Consider the following 18,853-nt stretch of genomic DNA (forward strand, 5'->3'; position numbering starts at 1 on the left):
CCTAGCTAAGCTCCTTCAATGCATTAATTAGGGCTTTTTTTATTTTTTCATGTGTTTTGGGATCTTGTATCTTCTCACCGTTATTTGTGGTCACATAAAAAACATCCACTACCTGTTCCCCTGGAGTAGAAATCTTTGCTACCTTTATATTTAGATCAAACTCATGCAAAACCTTTGAAATGGTATGTAATACACCAGGCCTCTCCCATGTATATACCTCAATAATTGTATAGAAATCTGAAGCCTCTTCATTTATTACTACCCTATCATTTATTCTGATAAATCTATATTTGTCAAAATGTGTGTAACATTTCTTTTTATAAAGTTCTTTTAAATCTAACTGTCCCGATAGTAATTTTTTTAGTGTGTTTTTTATTCTCTCACAAAACCTTTGAATATTAAAGGGGTCCGGTATATTTTCCACTGTTATAATATCAACAGCTACATTATATCTCCTTGTAAATATATCAGCTGCCAATACATTAACACCATTTACCCACAACACACCTGTTATAAAGTCAAATAACTTTGGATGGTCCTCAGAAATAAAGACAAGTTCCCAAAATCCATTTTTTAAGGGTCTTAAATTTAAGACAACATCCCTTTTTTGTGTGAACAATTTTTCCAAATTGTAGTGAAGGTAAATATCTTCAGGGGCTTGACTAAGTAGATATCGAATAGAGAGGTCGTTCAACCATGTCTTTATGTTTGGTATATGATTTTTGTCTGCCAGTGCAATTACCCTTTCTTTAACCTCTTCTATTATACTTCCAATATCTCCTCCATTTAAGGTTTCGCCTTTTAGGATATTCCTCACTTTAATAAAGATTTCTTCTAAAAGGGTCTTTCTCCACTTATTCCATGCCCTATCTCCTGTAGCAATGGAATCTGCAATCTGGAGCAAAAATAACATATATAACCTCTTTAAGGATCCTATTTTAATGGCGCAGCTCTCAACAGGCTTTTCATCTTCTAAGTCCCTTTTTAAAGCAGTTTCAGCAAGCAAGAGATGATTTTCCACTAAAAAACATAAAAGTTCTATTTCTTCTTTTGTAAGAAAAAGTCTTTTTCCAATCTCCATTGCCAGTTTACTACCTACTTTTGAGTGACTTTTTCCATATCCCTTTCCAATATCATGTAATAATCCTGCTAAAAATAAAATTTTTAGATTTACACCCTGGTCAAATAAATAAGAATATTCACTATTTTTTAATTCATGTAATACCTTAACAGTTCGCAGTGAATGTTCATCTACTGTATATATATGGTAAGTATCATACTGAACCCTATACCTCTGATGTAAAAATTCAGGTATAAATGTATCCAAAAATTTTGTTTCATGCATAACTTTCAATATATCAAAACTATTTTTCTCATTTAATAAAATATCGAAAAACATATTGACTACTTTTTCATTATTCCTAATCTGTTCTACTAAATCTAAATTTTCTCTTATCACCCTTCCTGTCTCGTGGTGAAATTTAAGATCCATCTTTGATGCATTCCAGAAAATCTCCATTAAAATTTCAGGCCTAATATTTACATCATCTGCATCTTTAAACTGTATCAAATTATTTTTAACAATAAAAGGTCCTGGAATTATTTTTTCCTTTTTCCTCTTATTTTTCTCAACAAATCTATCAAATAGTTTATCAATAAAAAAATTGGTTACCCTCTTTATCCTTGAGGTATGTGTATAATACATCCTCATGAATGCTTCTTCAGATGATATAGTATCTCCATGGGAAAATCCCATTGTTTTAGCAATTGAATGCTGATCGTATAGACTCAATTGTTCTTTTTTGTTCCCACCAATAATATGTAGTTGTATCCGGGTTTTCCACAAAAAATCATAACCATTTAATAACCACTGGAGCTCATCTTGATTTATCCATCCAAGGGACATAATAGTACTTAAATCAGGGGTATTTAAGCAGACCACACCTCCCCATCTTATACAGTGAATATCTCTCATTCCCCCAAGCCCCTCTTTTATGTTGGGCTCAATTAAGTAAATGCTTTCACCATATTGTTTTATCCTCTCTTCCCTATACTCTTTTAATTTCTTCAAAAAGTTCCTTTTCTGTCTGGTGGTGGTAATCTCTTTGATAAGGTTCGTGGTAAATTTTTTGTAGAGATATTTGTCACCACCTAAAAACTTGGTTTCCAGGAGGGAGGTGTAGGCGGGAAAGTCAGATCTAATTAGTTTATTGAGCCCTGATACTGAGGAGACCTGTTGACCCACCTCAAATCCAGCGTCCCATAGAGAAGATATAATGGATTCCACAATTTTTTTCGATTCTTTTGAGAGTTTATTTTTATATAAAAAAACAAGGTCCAGATCAGAGTCAAAGCTTATCTCTCCCCTACCCAGGCCACCAGATGCAACTACACAAAACCTATCAAAGTTAAACCCTTTTAGATGGGATGAAATACAACTGATAACATCATCAGCATAGGCCAAAACTGAATTTAAACCCACTACTTCCTGAACACATAGCTGTTTAAAACTATCTCTTTTTTCCTTTAATTTTTTTGAGAGTTTCTTGGCTAAATCCATGGCGCCTAGTATTTATTTCTTTTTTTGAATCGTTTGGGGTCTATGCCATACTTCTTTATTTTATACTGGATTATTCTTTTGGTAGTACCAAGTATCTTTGCTGCAGCACTTTGATTTCCATTGGTCTCTTTTAAGGCGTCAATAATTAAGTCTTTTTCAAAATTTGCCACTAAGATATCAAATTTACCATGTATTTTACCCTGTTCGCCCTTTAAGCTAGTTTGCAGGGAAGGTGGCATATGATGGGATTCAATGGTATGCCCCTCTGCAATAAGTACTGCACGCTCTATACAATTTTCCAATTCTCTTACATTTCCTGGCCAGTGATATGACATGAGCATGTCAATTGCACTTGTGGAAAGTCTTTTTACATCCTTTTTAAAAATTTTTGAATACTTACTTACAAAAAAATCAGCCAAGAGTAAAATGTCAGAACATCTCTCCCTTAGTGGAGGAAGATAAATTGGGAAGATATTTAACCTAAAAAATAGGTCTGAGCGAAAACGGCCTTTTGCTACTTCCTCCTCTAAATTTTTATTTGTAGCAGCTACTACCCTGACATCCACTTTAATGGTCCTGGAAGATCCAACTGGCTGGATCTCCTTTTCTTGTAACACCCTAAGTAGTTTTGCCTGTGCCATTGGGGAAAGTTCACCAATTTCATCTAAAAATATAGTCCCCTTATGGGCCTCTTGAAAGCATCCCTTTCTCCTATAGGCTGCCCCTGTAAAAGCACCTTTTTCATGGCCAAATAACTCACTTTCAAGAAGGCTCTCAGGCATCGCAGCACAATTTATTTTTATAAAAGGTCCCTTGGCCCTGCCACTATTTTCATGGATAGCGCTGGCCACAAGCTCTTTTCCCGTCCCAGTCTCCCCAATAATAAGCACAGTGGTATCAGTGTCTGCAACTTGATCTATTAGTTTTAAAACTGTGAGTATTCCTTTGGATCTGCCAATTATATTGGTCTTTGGGCGTCTGGCAGTGGCCAGTTGCTTTCTGAGCTTTCTGTTTTCCTCTTCAACTGCCCTAAAATAAACTGCCTTCCCAAGCAGGTGAGCCACAGAAGATAGAAGATTTAACTCTTTATCCAGATCTTCCACTTCTTTTGACAGCTTGTCTGCTGATAAAATTCCAACTACCTTTCCCTTGTAAAAAATTGGAACACACAAAAAAGAGAGTTCTTTTCTGTCAATGGTCTTCCTTGCACCAGTCCTGTCCAAAAAATGCGCTTCTTTTCCTAAATTTGCTATTGCCATTGGCCTACCTGTCTGGGCAACCTTGCCTGTTATTCCCTCCCCAGGCCTATAGGTAATCTTCTCCTTACCAATTTCAACGCCCCTGGCCACATCTAACCAAACTTCCCCAGATTGGAGGTCTAAGACAGAAATCATCCCCCTATTCATGCCAAGTTTCTCATTCAAGATATCTAAGACCTTTAACATAAGGTCCCTTATATCATCTTCAGAGGCAACTAACTTGGCTATTTCATAAAGTGCAAGTAGATCATTGTAAGTTAAATTCATACTTCTATTTGTGGACCTAATCCGAATTTATTAAAACTTGGATTAATGTTAGGCACTTCTCCTTTTGCCAATATACCCAAATTACAAAAGCCAATCTTTTTTACTCAATAAAAATAACATCAAACTTATCTCCTGTTAAGGAAACTCCCCCACTAGAAGTGACCAAAAAGGTATTCTCAACTCCAACCATGCCAATATCTGGTATTCCAATCTTTGGCTCCAGGGCGATTACCATATCCTCTTCTAGTGGATCTGTAAATCTTTTTGCTATTGGAGGCCATTCATTTAGATATAAACCTATACCATGACCTATAAATGGAACCTTATTACCAGAAAGCCCCATAAAACCTTCTTCAAATCCATACTTTTTGGCTAAATCAATAGCAAAGGCATAAATATTCTCAGGTGACTCACCTGGAACTAACATCTTGGCACATTCTGTTTGCACCATGAGACAAAATTCCTGGGCCTTTCTCACATCCTTTGGCATATCTGCTTGTTTTCCAGAAAAAAAGAGTTGGGATTTATCTGTGTGATAGCCTTCCAGGGAAAATACAGTATCCACCATAAGTAATTCTTTTTCCTTCCAAACCTTCCCATCATAGCCAAAATGGGGAACTGCTGCATGTATCCCCCTACCTCCAACAGGTCCATTAAAACAGGTTGGATAAATACCTGAATCACCAGAGCTTATGTGCCCAATAAATAGTTCCTCATATGCTCCTTGCATACGCAAAATGCCAGAGTGACCAAGGGACATATATGTGTCTAATATTTTCTCTCCAATTTCCCTCTCACTCATATTTGGTCTTATTTTTTCAGGCACAATTTCACAAATTCCCTTATAATGCCTGCTTCCTGCAAGTTCTAATTTGTAAATTTCCCATTTGGTCTTTTTGGCACATGCCCTGTTTATTATTGTGTCACCATCGAGCAATTTTTTCCCCTGAAATTTCTTTTCAATTAATTTTCCCATGGACCACAGAACCCCTCCCATTTCAATTGAAAACACATCAGGTAGAGGTTCCCCTGCTTCTTTAAGTATATTAATGATGTCTGAAAAGGAGCGATAAGAAAATATATTTTTAACCAGTGATTCTATCTTTGCGCGCTCAATCCCTTTTCTTATAAAGAGAGAGGGTTCACCCTCCCTGGGCAACCAGAATACACCTGTTGCAAAATGTCCACTTGCCCAATAAATGTGGACCCTGGACAAAAGCATTAGCCCCCCTGATTCAGGTTGATATTTATCCAATATTTCTCTAACCCTTTTCCACCTCATCTCAAGTTCTTCTCTTGGTATGATTTCCAAGGCTTCAAACATGCTCTCCCCCTTATCCCTTAATTTTTTTAATACAAATTTTTTAATATTGCCCAATTAGATAAAATCAAATAGATTATAAATCCATTGGGAATTTCAGTTTATACAAAATTGTCCCTATTAGCAATCTATAAAAAAATGGATATCTTAGAGGACATGTAAAAGATGAATAAACAGGTCTTTGATTGTAAGATGTGTGGGCAATGTTGCACAGGGGAAGGTGGGATTATTGTAACATATAGGGAAATAGAAAGAATCTGCAAATATCTATCTATTGAAATTAGTGATTTCCTGATCAAGTTTACACAAAAAACCCCAGATGGAAAATACTCTTTAAGCACCAAAACAGATGGCAGTTGTGTTTTTTTTAACCCTCACAAGGGATGTAAAATTCACATGGTAAAACCTGATATATGCCTTGCGTGGCCATTTTTTAAGGGAAATTTAGAAGATGAATACAGTTTTTTTCTGGCAAAGGAGTATTGCCCTGGAATTTCAAGGGATGTTTCTTTTGAGGAATTTAGAAAATATGGTCTTAAATTTTTAAGGGAACATGACTTGTTAAAAAAAGATAAAGATGCACCCAATGCCTTAAAAATAGATTCAGATTATTGATATGGACAAAAACAAAGCACTAGCTATCTTAAAAATTGATAAAAATGCATCATTGGATGATATAAAAAAAACATATAGAAAACTTGCCTTTTTGTATCACCCAGACCTAAATCCCAACCTAAAGGATGCTGGTAAAAAATTTCAGGAATTAAATGAAGCATATGTATTTTTGCTCACCCACCATAAACAAACTATTGAGAAAGACAGACCTAAAGAACACGCTACATATGAAAACTTCCAGAAAAAGGCCACATACTATACTGCAAAAAAAAGATTTTTTTATAAAACAACAAGGACAAAGGGGGAATCAAAAAAAAGAGATACATCTAAATGGAACAAATCGAAAAAAAACAAATTATCACAGGAAGATATCTTAAAAAATATATTAAAGGATCCCTTTGCCAGACAGGTATTTGAAGATATATTTAGAGAAGTAAAGAAGAGGTCAATATACCACCAGGATGGAAAATTAGACCATGTAGTTAGTTATTCTCCAGTTGAAAGGATAAAAAAAGTTGGATATATTTTTAGTATATCAAATTTAAAAAAGTGGTTCAGGTCACAGTTAGACCATGAGCACGTGATTTATATGGACAAAAATCAACTAATACCTGGGGCAAAACTCAAATTTCAGATAACGCAATTTAAGAAAAAACCAACACAAATAATTACAAAGATACCAGAAAACTATATTCCAGGAAAGGCCATCCGTCTAAAAGGGCTTGGGAAAAGACTTGGACCATTTAAAGGAGATCTCTATATCCGTATATTTTATAAATAACTATTAGGAATAATATGAATAATATTATGAAAAAATGTATCTTTTTATTGTTTTTCACAATCTCAATATGTTTTTCCACTACTCTTTATTCATACACCAATAAGACTATAACTGTGGTGGGAGACCAGTCTTATGCCCCCTTTGAATTTAAGGATGCAAAGGGAAAACCCCGGGGAATTTTTGTGGATATATGGAAGTTATGGGAGAAAAAGACCAATATAAAGGTTCAATATAGACTAATGAAGTGGAAAGATGCACTGGAAGGGGTAAAGAAGGGTAAATATGATGTAGTTGGTGGTATATTCTACAGTAAGGAGAGGGATAAATTTTTTGATTTCAGCATACCATATACTCAGATTGATACCAGAATATTTTTCCACAAAGATATTTTTGGAATAAAAACTATAGATGATATTTCAGGGTTTCTTGTTGGTGTTGTAGGTGAAGATTATGCAGAAAAATTCTTAAAATCAAATTATCCTTATATACATATAAAGACCTTTCCAACTACTGAAGATATGGTCAAAGCTGCAATAAACGGTAAAATTAAGGTATTTATTTGCGATGGACCAATTGCGCTCTTTTACCTGGCAAAATATAAGGGGGGTGATAATTTTAAGTACTCAAAAAGACCAATTTACGTATCAAAGGTATATGCTGCAGTAAAAGATGGAAATAGTGAATTATTAAAATTAATAAATAGTGGTTTCAATAAGATATCAAAAAAAGAGATAAACGAAATCACAGGTAAATGGACAGGGGTTAAAATTAATTTCTGGTGGGAAAAATATTTAATTATTACAGTTGTGATATTTTTGTTAATTTTTACTGTTATCCTTGCATGGTCTTTATCCTTAAAAAGGATTGTAGATAAAAGGACCAGGGAACTTATAGAAAAAAACATAGAGATAGGGGAACTATACGATAGATTAAATTCTATTATTCACGCGGCAAATATGGGGCTGGTTGAACGGGACTTAGACGGATATGTATTGGACGTTAACCAAGAATATCTAAATCTCATTGGTAGAAGAAAAGAAGATATAATTGGAAAGAGGATTGATGAATGGACCCATCCAGAAGACAAACACCTACAAAAAATGGCTAGAGATTTAATAATAAAACATGGCAGCTTAAAAGGGCTTGAGGTAAGATATGTAAAACCCAATGGGGAAACTGTCTATGTGCTCGCCAACTCTGTAAGGCTTAAAAATAGACCCAACAGGGTAATTTTTTTGTGTCAGGACATAACTGATATGAAAAAACAGGAAGAAAAGATAATCACCCTTGCCAATGAGCTTGAAACTACCCTTAATTCCATTGGAGATGGGGTAATATCAACTAACAAAGAGGGAAAGATAAAATTTTTTAATCCAGTAGCAGAACAGATAACTGGATGGAAAAAAGGGGAAGCTATAGGAAGAAATCTGGAAGAGGTTTTTAACATTGTATCTGAAAAAACAGGTAAAAAAGTAGATAATCCATTTACAGAGATCAAGAAAACAGGAAAGATAATTGGTCTTGGCAACCACACCCTGTTAATCAGGAAAGATGGTGACAAAATTCCCATATTAGATAGTGGAGCTCCAATTTTTGGGAAAGACGGGGAATTAATAGGAGTGGTAATAGTCTTTAGGGATGGAAGGGAACAAAGGCAGAGGGAAGCAGAACTAATCAGATTAGAGAAATTAAATACAGTGTCCCAGATATCTGCTGGCATTGCCCATGATTTCAATAACATACTTGCAACTATTGTTTCCAACTGTGCACTGGTTAAAAATAAACTAAAAATTGATGCCTTTGAAAGAAAATTTTTTGAAAAAGTAGAAAAAACCATTCTTGATGCAAGAAATCTCACCAAACAATTGATTCTACTTAGCACGGAGTTTGAACCAGATAAAAAACCCTTTGATTATAGGAAAAAAATCAAAGGACTAACAAGGCTGATTTTAGCTGGAACAAGTGTTGAGGCAGAATTTTTGATTGACGAAGACTTATATTATATTAATGGAGATGAGACCCAGATAGATCAAGTAATCCAAAACCTCATTATAAATGCAAAGGATGCAATGAAAGATAGAGGGAAAATAACAATTAAGGCACAAAATATCCATGTGAAGAGGGACGAGATCAAAGGATTATCTGAAGGTGATTATGTGCGTATATCAATAAAAGACACAGGACCAGGAATTGACGAAGACAATCTGTCTAGGATATTTGAGCCATACTTTTCAACAAAAAAAGGAGGAACAGGGCTTGGGTTGTATGTTGTTGAAAATATAGTTAAAAACCACCAGGGACACATTGAAGTCATAAGTGAAAAAGGGAAAGGGACTGAATTTGTGTTATATCTACCAGCCAAAAGAGAAATAACTGTGGAACCTAAAAAAGATAACCCTGATACAAGCCTGGAAGGTATTAATATTTTACTCATGGATGATGAAGAGATGTTCAGAGAAGTAATAAAAGAGCTTGTGCCCATTGTTGGAGGAACGGTGACAGTTGTGTCTAATGGCAATGAAGCCATATCAATTTATAAAGAGGCCTTAAACAAAAAAAAGGGTTTTGATGTGGTGGTCCTTGACCTGACAATTGTTGGTGGAGAAGGAGGATTGGATGTGGGCAAAAAGATCCTTGAAATAGACAAAGATGCCAGAATAATAATATCCTCTGGACACACTGCGCATCCAATTTTTAAGGAGTACAAAAAATATGGATTTGTAGGAGCCATTAAAAAGCCATATACCATTTATGAATTTGCTAGTTATATTAAAAAGCTGTTGACTTCTCTAAATAATTAATAAAAAAACTAGTCCCCATGACCAAAGAATCCCAATCGCTTATAGTACTCACATCAGTGACATTTATCTGGGGCATAACCTTTACAATTGTTAAACATGCCATAGCCTATGTTGATGTATATGTGTTTCTATTCCAGCGATTTTTAGTCGCCTTTTTTCTTTTCATACCTTTTGTAATTTTTTGTAGAAGAGAATTCCATCTAAAAACAATTGTTCATGGCATGATACTTGGCGGTCTATTGTTTCTGGCTTATGCATTTCAGACCATTGGATTAAAATACACGCTTGCTGCAAATGCTGGATTTGTAACAGGTTTAAATGTAGTTATAGTGCCAATAATAAATAGCTTTTTTTTCAAAAAACACATACCATTCAATGCAAAAATTGGGTCAATAATGGCTTTAATTGGACTTTCACTACTCTGTATAAATGGAGAGCTTAAAATTAATAAAGGTGATATCATTGTCTTTTTTTGTGCAATATGCGTAGCACTACACATTATTTATACAGATAAATACACAAAATACAATAATGCATTTAATCTTGCATTTATTCAAATGGGGACAATAGCTTTATTAAGTGGAATTTTCGCCATTTTTTATGGCCATAGTAGTGAACTCTTGAAAATAGAGAAAAATACAGTGTGGGCCATTATTATATGCTCTGTTTTTGCATCAAATTTTGCGTTCTGGGCCCAGACATACTTTCAAAGATATACAATCCCAACAAAGACAGCTATTATATTTTCAGGTGAGCCAGTTTTTGGGGCTATATTTGCCCATTTTTATGGGGGAGAAATATTGACATTAAAGGCAATTATAGGGGGGATGTTAATTGTCCTCAGTATGGTTATTTCAGAAGTAGATTTTAATAAAATTCATATAGTAAAATCAAAAAACTTAATCTAAAAAATTAAAAAAGGGGCATAGCCCCTTAAAATTTTTTTATTTACATTCTGACAAAGCCTTTTCCACAACCTGTTTTAACTCATTTTCTGTTATATCAAGGTTTGGAGTCTTTTTTATACCCAATTTCGTCACCACGAGATATTTTTTTGGTTCTATATTGTGTCTTTTTAGGGTTGCAAATCCACACCCTACTTCACACCCATCAATGAGAAGTACGTTTTCTTTATTTTTAACTGACTCCACAAACTTTGGAAGATCCCCACCAACTCCTACCAGGCAAAACATTTTTCCAACGCCCTGTTCTGTGAGTCTTATAGCAGTTGCATTGGCAAGCTGCCCTACATTTGATCCACCTGAACAGCACAGGATCATATATTGGTCATTGTTAGAGTTACAGCAACTCTTATCCATAACTCACCTCCTGTTATTTTTTTAACCAGGTCAATACTTCTGCCTTAGTAGGAATCTTGCCAACGCTTTTTACCTCACCATCCACCATAATAGCTGGGGTACCAAATACACCTGCCTTTGCGATTTCCATTGTATCTGTTACCTTATCTATATTTGCCGCTATGTTTGCTTCTTGAAGTGCATCCATAACCACCTGAAAGGCCTGCTCACACCTTGGACATCCTGGTCCCAATACCTTTATTTCCATGACAACTACCTCCTTTATGTTGTATTTTTTACGAAACAATATATCCATAAAACATTCCACAACCAGTTGCCAGGACAACTATTATCCCAGCAAAGGTAAGGGCCTTTTTCCATCCCATAATAGAGCTAATCACCAGGAGGTTAGGAAGGGAAAGGGCTGGTCCTGCAAGCAACAAGGCCAAAGCTGGCCCCTGTCCCATTCCTGAACCAATAAGTCCCTGGAGTATTGGCACCTCTGTAAGTGTTGCAAAATACATAAGAGCACCAACTATTGATGCAAAAAAGTTTGCAAAAAATGAGTTTCCTCCAACAAGTGCTTCAACAAAACGAGATGGAATTAATGCCTCATGTCCTGGTCTGCCCAAAAAAAATCCAGCTACCAATACCCCTGCAAAGAGAAGTGGAAATATCTGTTTCATAAATCCCCAGGTGGAATCCACCCATGTCTTTATCTCTTCTTTTGCAAACCACATTTTTAACATAAGAAAAAGAGAAATTAAGAAAAAACCAGTCAAATACCACTTTATCTCATAAAGAGTAGTCCATATTGGGCTTTGGGTCTTTGGTTTTGCTATTGTTGCAGAGAGTAAGATGAGGATCATGGTTATCATATATACGGTTTCCTGCCAAAGTGGCCTTGTTTTGTGTTCCTGGGGAAGATAGATCTGTCCCCCTAACCTTTTTTGTTCGTCCTTTTTAAATATAATTTCCATCAAGATTCCCACAATGAATGCAAATAAAATAGCCCCAATAGCCCTTGCAAGACCCAACTTCCAGCCCAACACCCTTGCAGTAAATACAATTGCAAGGACGTTAATTGCTGGTCCAGAATATAAAAATGCTGTTGCTGGTCCTATGCCTGCCCCCCTTGTGTATATACCAGCAAACAGGGGAAGTACTGTACAGGAACACACAGCCAGGATGGTTCCTGAAACAGAGGCAACGCAATATGACAAAATCCTATTTGCCTGGGGTCCAAAATACTTTAAGACTGATGCCTGGGACACAAACACCGCTATTGCACCAGCAATAAAAAATGCAGGGATAAGACAGGTCAAGACGTGTTGCCTTGCATATTCTTGCAACATCAAAAAGGCCTCAAGCCCTGATCTCCTGATTATCTCACTCTCCCATGGGGTAAAGTAAGCTATTAAAAATATGGCAACCAATATCCCTAACTTATACCTCTCTTTCATATAACTACCTCTATTTAGTGAAATGGCCAATTATGCATATAAATGTAATATCTCTCCTTTGCAGGACAGGTTATTTTATCAATTTCTCCCTGGAAATATCTTTTAATTCTCTTAGGATGGAAACTATCTGTACGTCTTCATTTAACCAATCCTCTAGTATATTCAACATGGTCTTTGCATAAGGGTTGTCTGTATCCTGGTTTATCCTGTAATTTACCCAGAGACCATCTTTTTCAAAGGTAACAAGATCTGCCTCTTCCAATACCTTTAAGTGTTTGCTAACTGTGGATTGGGCTACCTTCAAGACTGCCTGGAGTTCACAAACACAAAGGGTACGCATCTGAAGCATCTTTAAGATCTTCACCCTATTTGGATCTGATAGTGCCTTCATAACTTTGATAAATTTTTTCATAACACCTCCATATCGCTATAGAGTCATATAGTATACAAGATATCCTTTGTCAATCTAAAGTTTTTATGGCTATTCTATTTTCACATAATCTCTTAAAATTACCTTTACCCCGAAGCCTGAAAAATAGACCTTATACTTGTTGGGACTTATTATTCCAATTATCTTTCCCCTTCCAAAGACCTTATGTGTACACCACATCCCCTTTTTTGAAGTCTTTTTCTCTATAATATTATCTTTTTTTTGAGTTGTTTTTGTTAGAGAACCAGTATAGTTTTCAGAAAATTCATCAAAGACTTTGTTACCTAGCTCTTCGATTAATGGACTTATCCTGGCTGGATAAGGATCTCCAGTTTTTGAGACCAATGTCCTTGGACTGTAGATATAGAGCCTTTCCCTTGCCCTTGTTGTGGCTACATAAAAAAGCCTCCTCTCTTCTTCCATACCTTCTGGTTCAAATTGGGATAGCCTTGATGGGAACCTGTCTTCAACCATATCCATCAAAATAACAACATCCCATTCCAGTCCTTTGGCTGAGTGAATGGTAGACAGGGTAACATATTGCTCCAGTGGATCTTCCATACCATATGAGTCCACTGGCTCAAGGGTGATATCAGTCAAAAATAGCTCCAAGTCGGAGTAACTGGAGGACAGTTGCAAAAGTTCATCTAAACCAGCCTGTCTTTTTGGATAGTCGTCATGGTATTCATTCATAAAATAAGGGGTGTAGATCCCTATTATTTTTTCTAAGATATCCTTTGGTTTTGAATCTTTAATATCTGAATCATTCATAAGGGAAATTACATCACTAACCTCTTTATTGGATTTACAAATATGGGTTAAGTAATTTTTGTCTGAGAAATAACTATCAAACATCCTTTTTACGGTCTTTGGACCAATTTTTGGTATGAGACAAAATACCCGTTGCCATGATATATAATCTGCGGGGTTGTGTATTAGCCTGAGATATGCAATTATATCTTTTATATGGGCTGCTTCTGAAAATTTCATGCCTCCAAATTTTTTATACTTGATTCCCATTTTATTTAATTGTAGTTCCACTGGATATGATTGATAACCAGCCCTAAATAAAACAGCTATTTCATTTAAAGGATATTCATGGGACATCTCAATTATTTTATTTACCACTAACAATGCCTGACTCTGGTCACTGATTGTTCTAATTAACTGAGGCTTTTGACCTCTTTCTCGTATAGCCACGAGTCTTTTTTCATATTTTTCTTTTGCATTTTTTAAAATCTCATTGCTAAAATCCAATATAGATTGAACTGACCTGTAATTTTTTTCCAGCAAAATAACTTTTGATTTTGGAAATATATTGGTGAAATCTAAAATGTTTCTAACTGTTGCACCCCTAAATGAATATATAGATTGTGCATCATCTCCAACTGCCATTACATTGCCATTTTCTCCTGAAAGAAGAGATACAATTCTTCCTTGAACTAAATTTGTATCCTGATACTCATCAACCATTATAAACTGATACCTCATCTTCAAAAAGTTCAAAATATCTTCTTTAGACAAAAGTAACTCTTCTAAATTAAACAACAAGTCATCATAGTCCATTAAGTTGTGCTCTTTTTTAAAATCAGTGTATGCCTTATATATTTTTTCCATGTCTTCTAAATAAATCAAAAGATGTGAGGATGAAGATATAACAGCTTCTTCTAATGTAATCTCTTTATTTCGCATACGAGAAATCAGGGAAAAGACAGTGCTCTTTTTTGGAAAGCTTTTGTCTTTTTGTCCTATCTTTAGAGAATCTTTTAATTGTTTTATAATATCCTGTGAATCAGATTGATCTAATATGGTAAATTCAGACGAATATCCAATATCCTTTGCAAAACGCCGGAGGATTAAATTGGCAAATGAATGAAAGGTGCCACCAACCACCCCATCCATCTGAGCGCCAAGTAGTTTACCAGCCCTAAGTAGCATTTCCTGGGCTGCCTTTTTGGTAAAAGTAAGAAGCAAAATAGATGAAGGGCTTACCCCTAAATTAACCAGGTGCGCCAGTCTATAGACAATGGTCCTGGTCTTTCCACTTCCTGCCCCAGCAATAACCAAAACTGGACCATGTATTGTAGTAACTGCCTCAAATTGGGCTTCATTTAAATCTTTTTCCAGGTCTATCATAGAATTTTCCCATTAAACTACCACAAGGTTTTGAAAGTGTTTTAATATTTCCTGTCCCACATCTCTTACCCTGGTGACTTTACCAGATAAATTTGAATCATAGAAAACAAGATCTTCTCTAAAGTGTGTACCAAAGCGTCCATAACAACCAAAAATAGACTCCCTATCAAACTTTGCCTTTAGATCAAACCCCTTTTTGGGCAGGGCTATTATATCTGGGGTATTTATGAACTTAGATCCTGGGTAAAGCTCATCTCTAAGGTATATCCTATCAAATACTTTGCTCCCATTATATTCAACTGCGTTGAGTAGTTCTATTATATCATTTACTATTTTTTTATAATCAGACCTATCTACCCTTCCTCTGGAAAAAACACCCTTTTTGTGGATAAATATCCTTCCTGGATCAAGTGCAAAACCAGTTGTTTTATCTGATATAAAAGATGCATCTAATTCAAAGGTAGGGGTATCTTCCAAAAAGAGCATACCTGCCTGTTTCAGTATAGCATTTATATCAACTTCAGTAATTAGTTCACAAAAACCATGGTCCGATACCATCATAAATCTCTTAGGTGAAGGGAGAGATGAATATCTATCTAAAACTTCTCCAAACACCCCATCCAATTTCTTAAAAAATTCTCTACACATGGAATGAAGGGGATTTTTTTTATCAAAAATAGCAGGATATAAAAAATGGTTTATCCTATCTGTTTCTGTAAAAATAAGCACAAAAAGATCCCATGTAAGATCTGGCCAGAAGAGATTAAGGACCTTTTTTTTGGACTCAAGACACAAAAAAACCTCTTTTAACAGGTATTCAGGGTCCTTTATCCCCTTTATTGTATCAGCCTCTAATTTATAATCAATCTCCTCTAACATTGGAACATAGACCTTTGGAAAGACACTGTTTAAAAGGTCTTTAGCAACAAAGCCAGATATTAATACACCTCGAATTGGAAAAGCCGGATATGTATTTGGTAGATTAATTACTTTGGATATAATATTCCTCTCTCCCAGTTCATGAAAAATGGTCTTACACCTCACCTTTGTAAAATCAGAAATAGATATCTTGTATGAAATGGGATCTATATCCCAAAATCCAAATACACCATGTTGTTCTGGTCCTTTACCTGTAAAAAAAGATGTCCAATTTACTGGTGAGAGCTCTGGAAGCTCTGATTCAATAGAACTTAGATAATTACTATCAACTAATTGTCCCAGGTTACTCAATGAAAATTCCCTGCACACGAACTTTAGTTGGGATACAGACATCCCATCAAGCCCTATTATTACAAGCCTATTCTTTTGTTCCATAGGTGATGGGATTTAACAGGTAGACAGAAAAAATACAAGGGATTAGTTAGTGTATCTTTTGTTTAAATGAAACAAGGTTTCCAACAAAAAATATTCAAAAAATAATTGAATATAATTCAACTATTTGGTAATAGTTCAAAAATACTTTTTTCTAGGATAAGGGGAATAAATGTATGAAAAAAGAGGCCTATGAGAACATAATAAGGGAACTTCAAATAAAAGATTTTGCCATAGAATCTTCCATAAATGGTATTGCTTTCAGTGACCTTAATGCAAACGTAACATACGTGAATGAGGCATGTTTAAAGATGTGGGGTGGTGCCCTGAGATCCGAACTTGTCGGCAAGAAGGCTGACTTTTTTGCCTTGAACAAAAAAGAGGCTGAACAGGTGATAGTACAGGTAATTACCAAGGGTTCATGGGAAGGAGAAATTTGGGGAAGGAGAAGGGATGGAAGCCCTATTTGTGTCTATCTCTCTGCATTTTTAGTCACAGACAGGGACAATTCCCCTGTATGCATGATGTGTTCCTTTATAGATATTACAGACAGAAAAAAGATTGAGCAAGAGATGAAAGTAAAAGATCTTGCCATAGAATCTTCCATAAATGCAGTGGTGATAGGAGATCTAGAGGGGAAAATTACTTATGTAAACAAAGCCTTTTTAAAGGAATGGGGAGGTACAAAGGAAGAAGTCTTAGGCACTTCCCTAGTAGATTTTGCATTGGACAAAAATGCTGCCAATGAAGCTCTGGAAGCATTATTAAAAAAAGGAAAATGGCAAGGAGAACTATCTGGAATAAACAAACATGGGGAAATTAAGCACGTAGAACTTTCCGCCCATAAAGTAGATGATGCAAATGGCAATCCCATCTGCCTATTTTGTACCTTTGTGGATATTACAGAAAAAAAACTCTATGAAACATGGCTTGAAAACGCCAAAAAAGAGCTGGAAAAAAAGGTAAAGGAAAGGACAAAGTCTGTCATTGATATGAATAGACAACTAATTATGGAGATAAATGAGAGGAAAAATATTGAGGCTAAGCTTAGAAAAAAGGAAAAAGAATTAAAAATTCAAGCAAAAAATTTAAAAGAAATGAATACTACCCTAAAGGTCTTGCTTGAACACAAGCAAAAAGAAAGGGAAGAGATGGAGAGAAAATTTTTATCCAATATAAAGGACCTTGTTTTGCCCTATGTGAAGGAGCTTAAGTCAACTCAACTATCCATCCAACAACAGGGACTTTTGGATCTCATTGAAAACAACCTAATAAATATCCTTGCCCCTTTTTCGCAAAAAGTATCAGCAAATTTCTATAACTTCACCCCTTCACAACTAAAGGTGGCTGAGTTTATAAAAATGGGTAAAACCACGAAGGAAATAGCTGAAATCATGAATATTTCAACAAGGGCAGTTGAGTTTCACAGAAACCAGATCAGGGAAAAATTAGGTATAAAACACAAAAAAATCAATCTAAGGACCTACCTCCAGTCACTGGATTAATAAAATTCAAAGATAAAATAACCCCCCTATTTCTAATTTATCCAATAATTCCCACGTGATATATGCAGAAATTTTGTCATATATACTAGTATTAGCCTGATACTTTTCTAGCATTTCCTTACGTTCCCAAAAAAAATCAAAAGGTCTAATGTGATCTACAACAATGAAAAAGAATACAAAAAACAAACAGGAGCCACCTATGATACATTATAAAATCATTTATTGTGAAAACAAAGATAAGAAAGACTGGATAGTCTTTTTGCACGGACTTGGGGGAAGCTCAAGGATATGGTACAAGCAGTGGAATTTTTTTAAAAAATACTACAATTTACTTTTAGTTGATTTTTATGGACATGGAAATACAGAAGAAACTCTTGAAACATACAATTTTGAGTCAGTATCAAGCTCAATAATTGAAGTACTGGACCATTTAAATATATCAAAAGCCCATTTTATGGGTATATCTCTTGGGTCCATAGTAGGTATGGCAATTGGCAATTATTATCCAGAAAGGGTAAAGAGCCTTATACTTGGAGGCGCTGCAATGCGCTTTACAATAAAAACCACATTTCTTTTGTATCTTAGTTATGTCTTAAAGGGATTACTTCCCTATATGTGGCTTTATAAAATCTTTGCATGGATAATAATGCCAAAGAAAAACCATAGAAAATCTAGATCTGTGTTTGTTAGAGAAGCAAAAAAATTAGGTAGAAAGGAATTTCTAAAATGGCATAAATTACTTGCTTCCTATAGAAAAGTTTGTGATGAAATTACAACAAATATATTTGGTAAATTAAAAAAGATATTCATATCTGGTGACGAGGATCATTTATTTGTAGATGATGTTATTGCATATGCTACTGCTGATCCAATTTCTGATTTTTTCTTAATAAAAAAATGTGGTCATGTGTGTAATGTGGAGAAGCATTGTGAATTCAATGAAGTGGCACTTGCTTATCTACAGGGGTTAGATAAAGAAGAGAGAATAATTCCAATCAACAAAGAGTCTTTCCAATATTCAGTTGCTAATTTTTCGAATTAAACATATGGTAATTACTTAATCTTTACTATCCTACTCGTGCCAATTTTTATTAAATACACCTGGC

15 protein-coding genes are annotated in these 18,853 nt (G+C 35.2%); 6 read left to right on the forward strand and 9 right to left on the reverse strand.

What is annotated here, in order from left to right:
• Nucleotide 1: 1 nt before the first annotated feature.
• The 3 genes from glnD to ACYQ0O_RS03290 form a co-directional block, all read right to left on the reverse strand.
• Nucleotides 2-2,560 carry a [protein-PII] uridylyltransferase gene (gene glnD / locus ACYQ0O_RS03280; protein ID WP_459890593.1) on the reverse strand — a complete coding sequence of 853 codons (2,559 nt, stop codon included), beginning with the start codon at nucleotides 2,558-2,560 and terminating at the stop codon, nucleotides 2-4.
• Between the two features lie 5 nt (nucleotides 2,561-2,565).
• Complete coding sequence (locus tag ACYQ0O_RS03285) at nucleotides 2,566-4,086, reverse strand: sigma-54 interaction domain-containing protein (protein ID WP_459890594.1); 1,521 nt, start codon at nucleotides 4,084-4,086, stop codon at nucleotides 2,566-2,568.
• A 100-nt stretch (nucleotides 4,087-4,186) separates the two neighbouring features.
• Nucleotides 4,187-5,410 carry a M24 family metallopeptidase gene (locus tag ACYQ0O_RS03290; RefSeq protein ID WP_459890596.1) on the reverse strand — a complete coding sequence of 408 codons (1,224 nt, stop codon included), beginning with the start codon at nucleotides 5,408-5,410 and terminating at the stop codon, nucleotides 4,187-4,189.
• Nucleotides 5,411-5,572: 162 nt separating this feature from the next.
• Here ACYQ0O_RS03290 and ACYQ0O_RS03295 point away from each other — a divergent pair, with 162 nt between their 5' ends.
• The 4 genes from ACYQ0O_RS03295 to ACYQ0O_RS03310 are packed head-to-tail and all read left to right on the forward strand — an operon-like array spanning nucleotide 5,573 to nucleotide 10,512.
• Nucleotides 5,573-6,022 (forward strand): YkgJ family cysteine cluster protein, encoded by a 450-nt coding sequence (locus tag ACYQ0O_RS03295; protein ID WP_459890598.1) that lies wholly within the window; start codon nucleotides 5,573-5,575, stop codon nucleotides 6,020-6,022.
• Between the two features lies 1 nt (nucleotide 6,023).
• Complete coding sequence (locus ACYQ0O_RS03300) at nucleotides 6,024-6,803, forward strand: J domain-containing protein (protein WP_459890600.1); 780 nt, start codon at nucleotides 6,024-6,026, stop codon at nucleotides 6,801-6,803.
• Nucleotides 6,804-6,829: 26 nt separating this feature from the next.
• Nucleotides 6,830-9,604, forward strand: coding sequence for a PAS domain S-box protein (locus tag ACYQ0O_RS03305; RefSeq protein ID WP_459890602.1), 2,775 nt, complete (start codon nucleotides 6,830-6,832; stop codon nucleotides 9,602-9,604).
• A gap of 17 nt (nucleotides 9,605-9,621) precedes the next feature.
• Nucleotides 9,622-10,512 carry a DMT family transporter gene (locus tag ACYQ0O_RS03310; protein WP_459890604.1) on the forward strand — a complete coding sequence of 297 codons (891 nt, stop codon included), beginning with the start codon at nucleotides 9,622-9,624 and terminating at the stop codon, nucleotides 10,510-10,512.
• 36 nt (nucleotides 10,513-10,548) lie between these two features.
• On the opposite strand, the gene ACYQ0O_RS03315 is transcribed toward ACYQ0O_RS03310, so the two are convergent.
• The 6 genes from ACYQ0O_RS03315 to ACYQ0O_RS03340 all read right to left on the reverse strand — a co-directional run bounded on the left by ACYQ0O_RS03315 (nucleotide 10,549) and on the right by ACYQ0O_RS03340 (nucleotide 16,245).
• A complete protein-coding gene (locus ACYQ0O_RS03315) occupies nucleotides 10,549-10,923 on the reverse strand; it encodes a putative zinc-binding protein (RefSeq protein WP_459890606.1) in 375 nt (124 codons plus the stop codon).
• Between the two features lie 13 nt (nucleotides 10,924-10,936).
• Nucleotides 10,937-11,170: a thioredoxin family protein gene (locus tag ACYQ0O_RS03320; RefSeq protein WP_075068272.1), complete on the reverse strand. Its 234-nt coding sequence runs from the start codon at nucleotides 11,168-11,170 to the stop codon at nucleotides 10,937-10,939.
• A gap of 28 nt (nucleotides 11,171-11,198) precedes the next feature.
• On the reverse strand, nucleotides 11,199-12,365 hold the full coding sequence (locus ACYQ0O_RS03325; RefSeq protein ID WP_459890609.1) for a permease: 1,167 nt from the start codon (nucleotides 12,363-12,365) through the stop codon (nucleotides 11,199-11,201).
• A gap of 70 nt (nucleotides 12,366-12,435) precedes the next feature.
• Complete coding sequence (locus ACYQ0O_RS03330) at nucleotides 12,436-12,777, reverse strand: ArsR/SmtB family transcription factor (protein WP_459890611.1); 342 nt, start codon at nucleotides 12,775-12,777, stop codon at nucleotides 12,436-12,438.
• Nucleotides 12,778-12,846: 69 nt separating this feature from the next.
• A complete protein-coding gene (locus ACYQ0O_RS03335; protein WP_459890613.1) occupies nucleotides 12,847-14,931 on the reverse strand; it encodes an ATP-dependent helicase in 2,085 nt (694 codons plus the stop codon).
• Nucleotides 14,932-14,943: 12 nt separating this feature from the next.
• On the reverse strand, nucleotides 14,944-16,245 hold the full coding sequence (locus ACYQ0O_RS03340) for an alkaline phosphatase family protein (RefSeq protein ID WP_459890615.1): 1,302 nt from the start codon (nucleotides 16,243-16,245) through the stop codon (nucleotides 14,944-14,946).
• Between the two features lie 173 nt (nucleotides 16,246-16,418).
• Between ACYQ0O_RS03340 and ACYQ0O_RS03345 the strand changes: the two genes are divergently transcribed.
• Both ACYQ0O_RS03345 and ACYQ0O_RS03350 read left to right on the forward strand, forming a co-directional pair.
• Nucleotides 16,419-17,747 carry a PAS domain S-box protein gene (locus ACYQ0O_RS03345; RefSeq protein WP_459890617.1) on the forward strand — a complete coding sequence of 443 codons (1,329 nt, stop codon included), beginning with the start codon at nucleotides 16,419-16,421 and terminating at the stop codon, nucleotides 17,745-17,747.
• A gap of 199 nt (nucleotides 17,748-17,946) precedes the next feature.
• The gene (locus ACYQ0O_RS03350; protein ID WP_459890619.1) at nucleotides 17,947-18,789 is read left to right on the forward strand and encodes an alpha/beta fold hydrolase; all 843 of its coding nucleotides are present in this window, start codon (nucleotides 17,947-17,949) and stop codon (nucleotides 18,787-18,789) included.
• Nucleotides 18,790-18,853: the final 64 nt, after the last annotated feature.

This window comes from Desulfothermus okinawensis JCM 13304 (assembly GCF_054654515.1).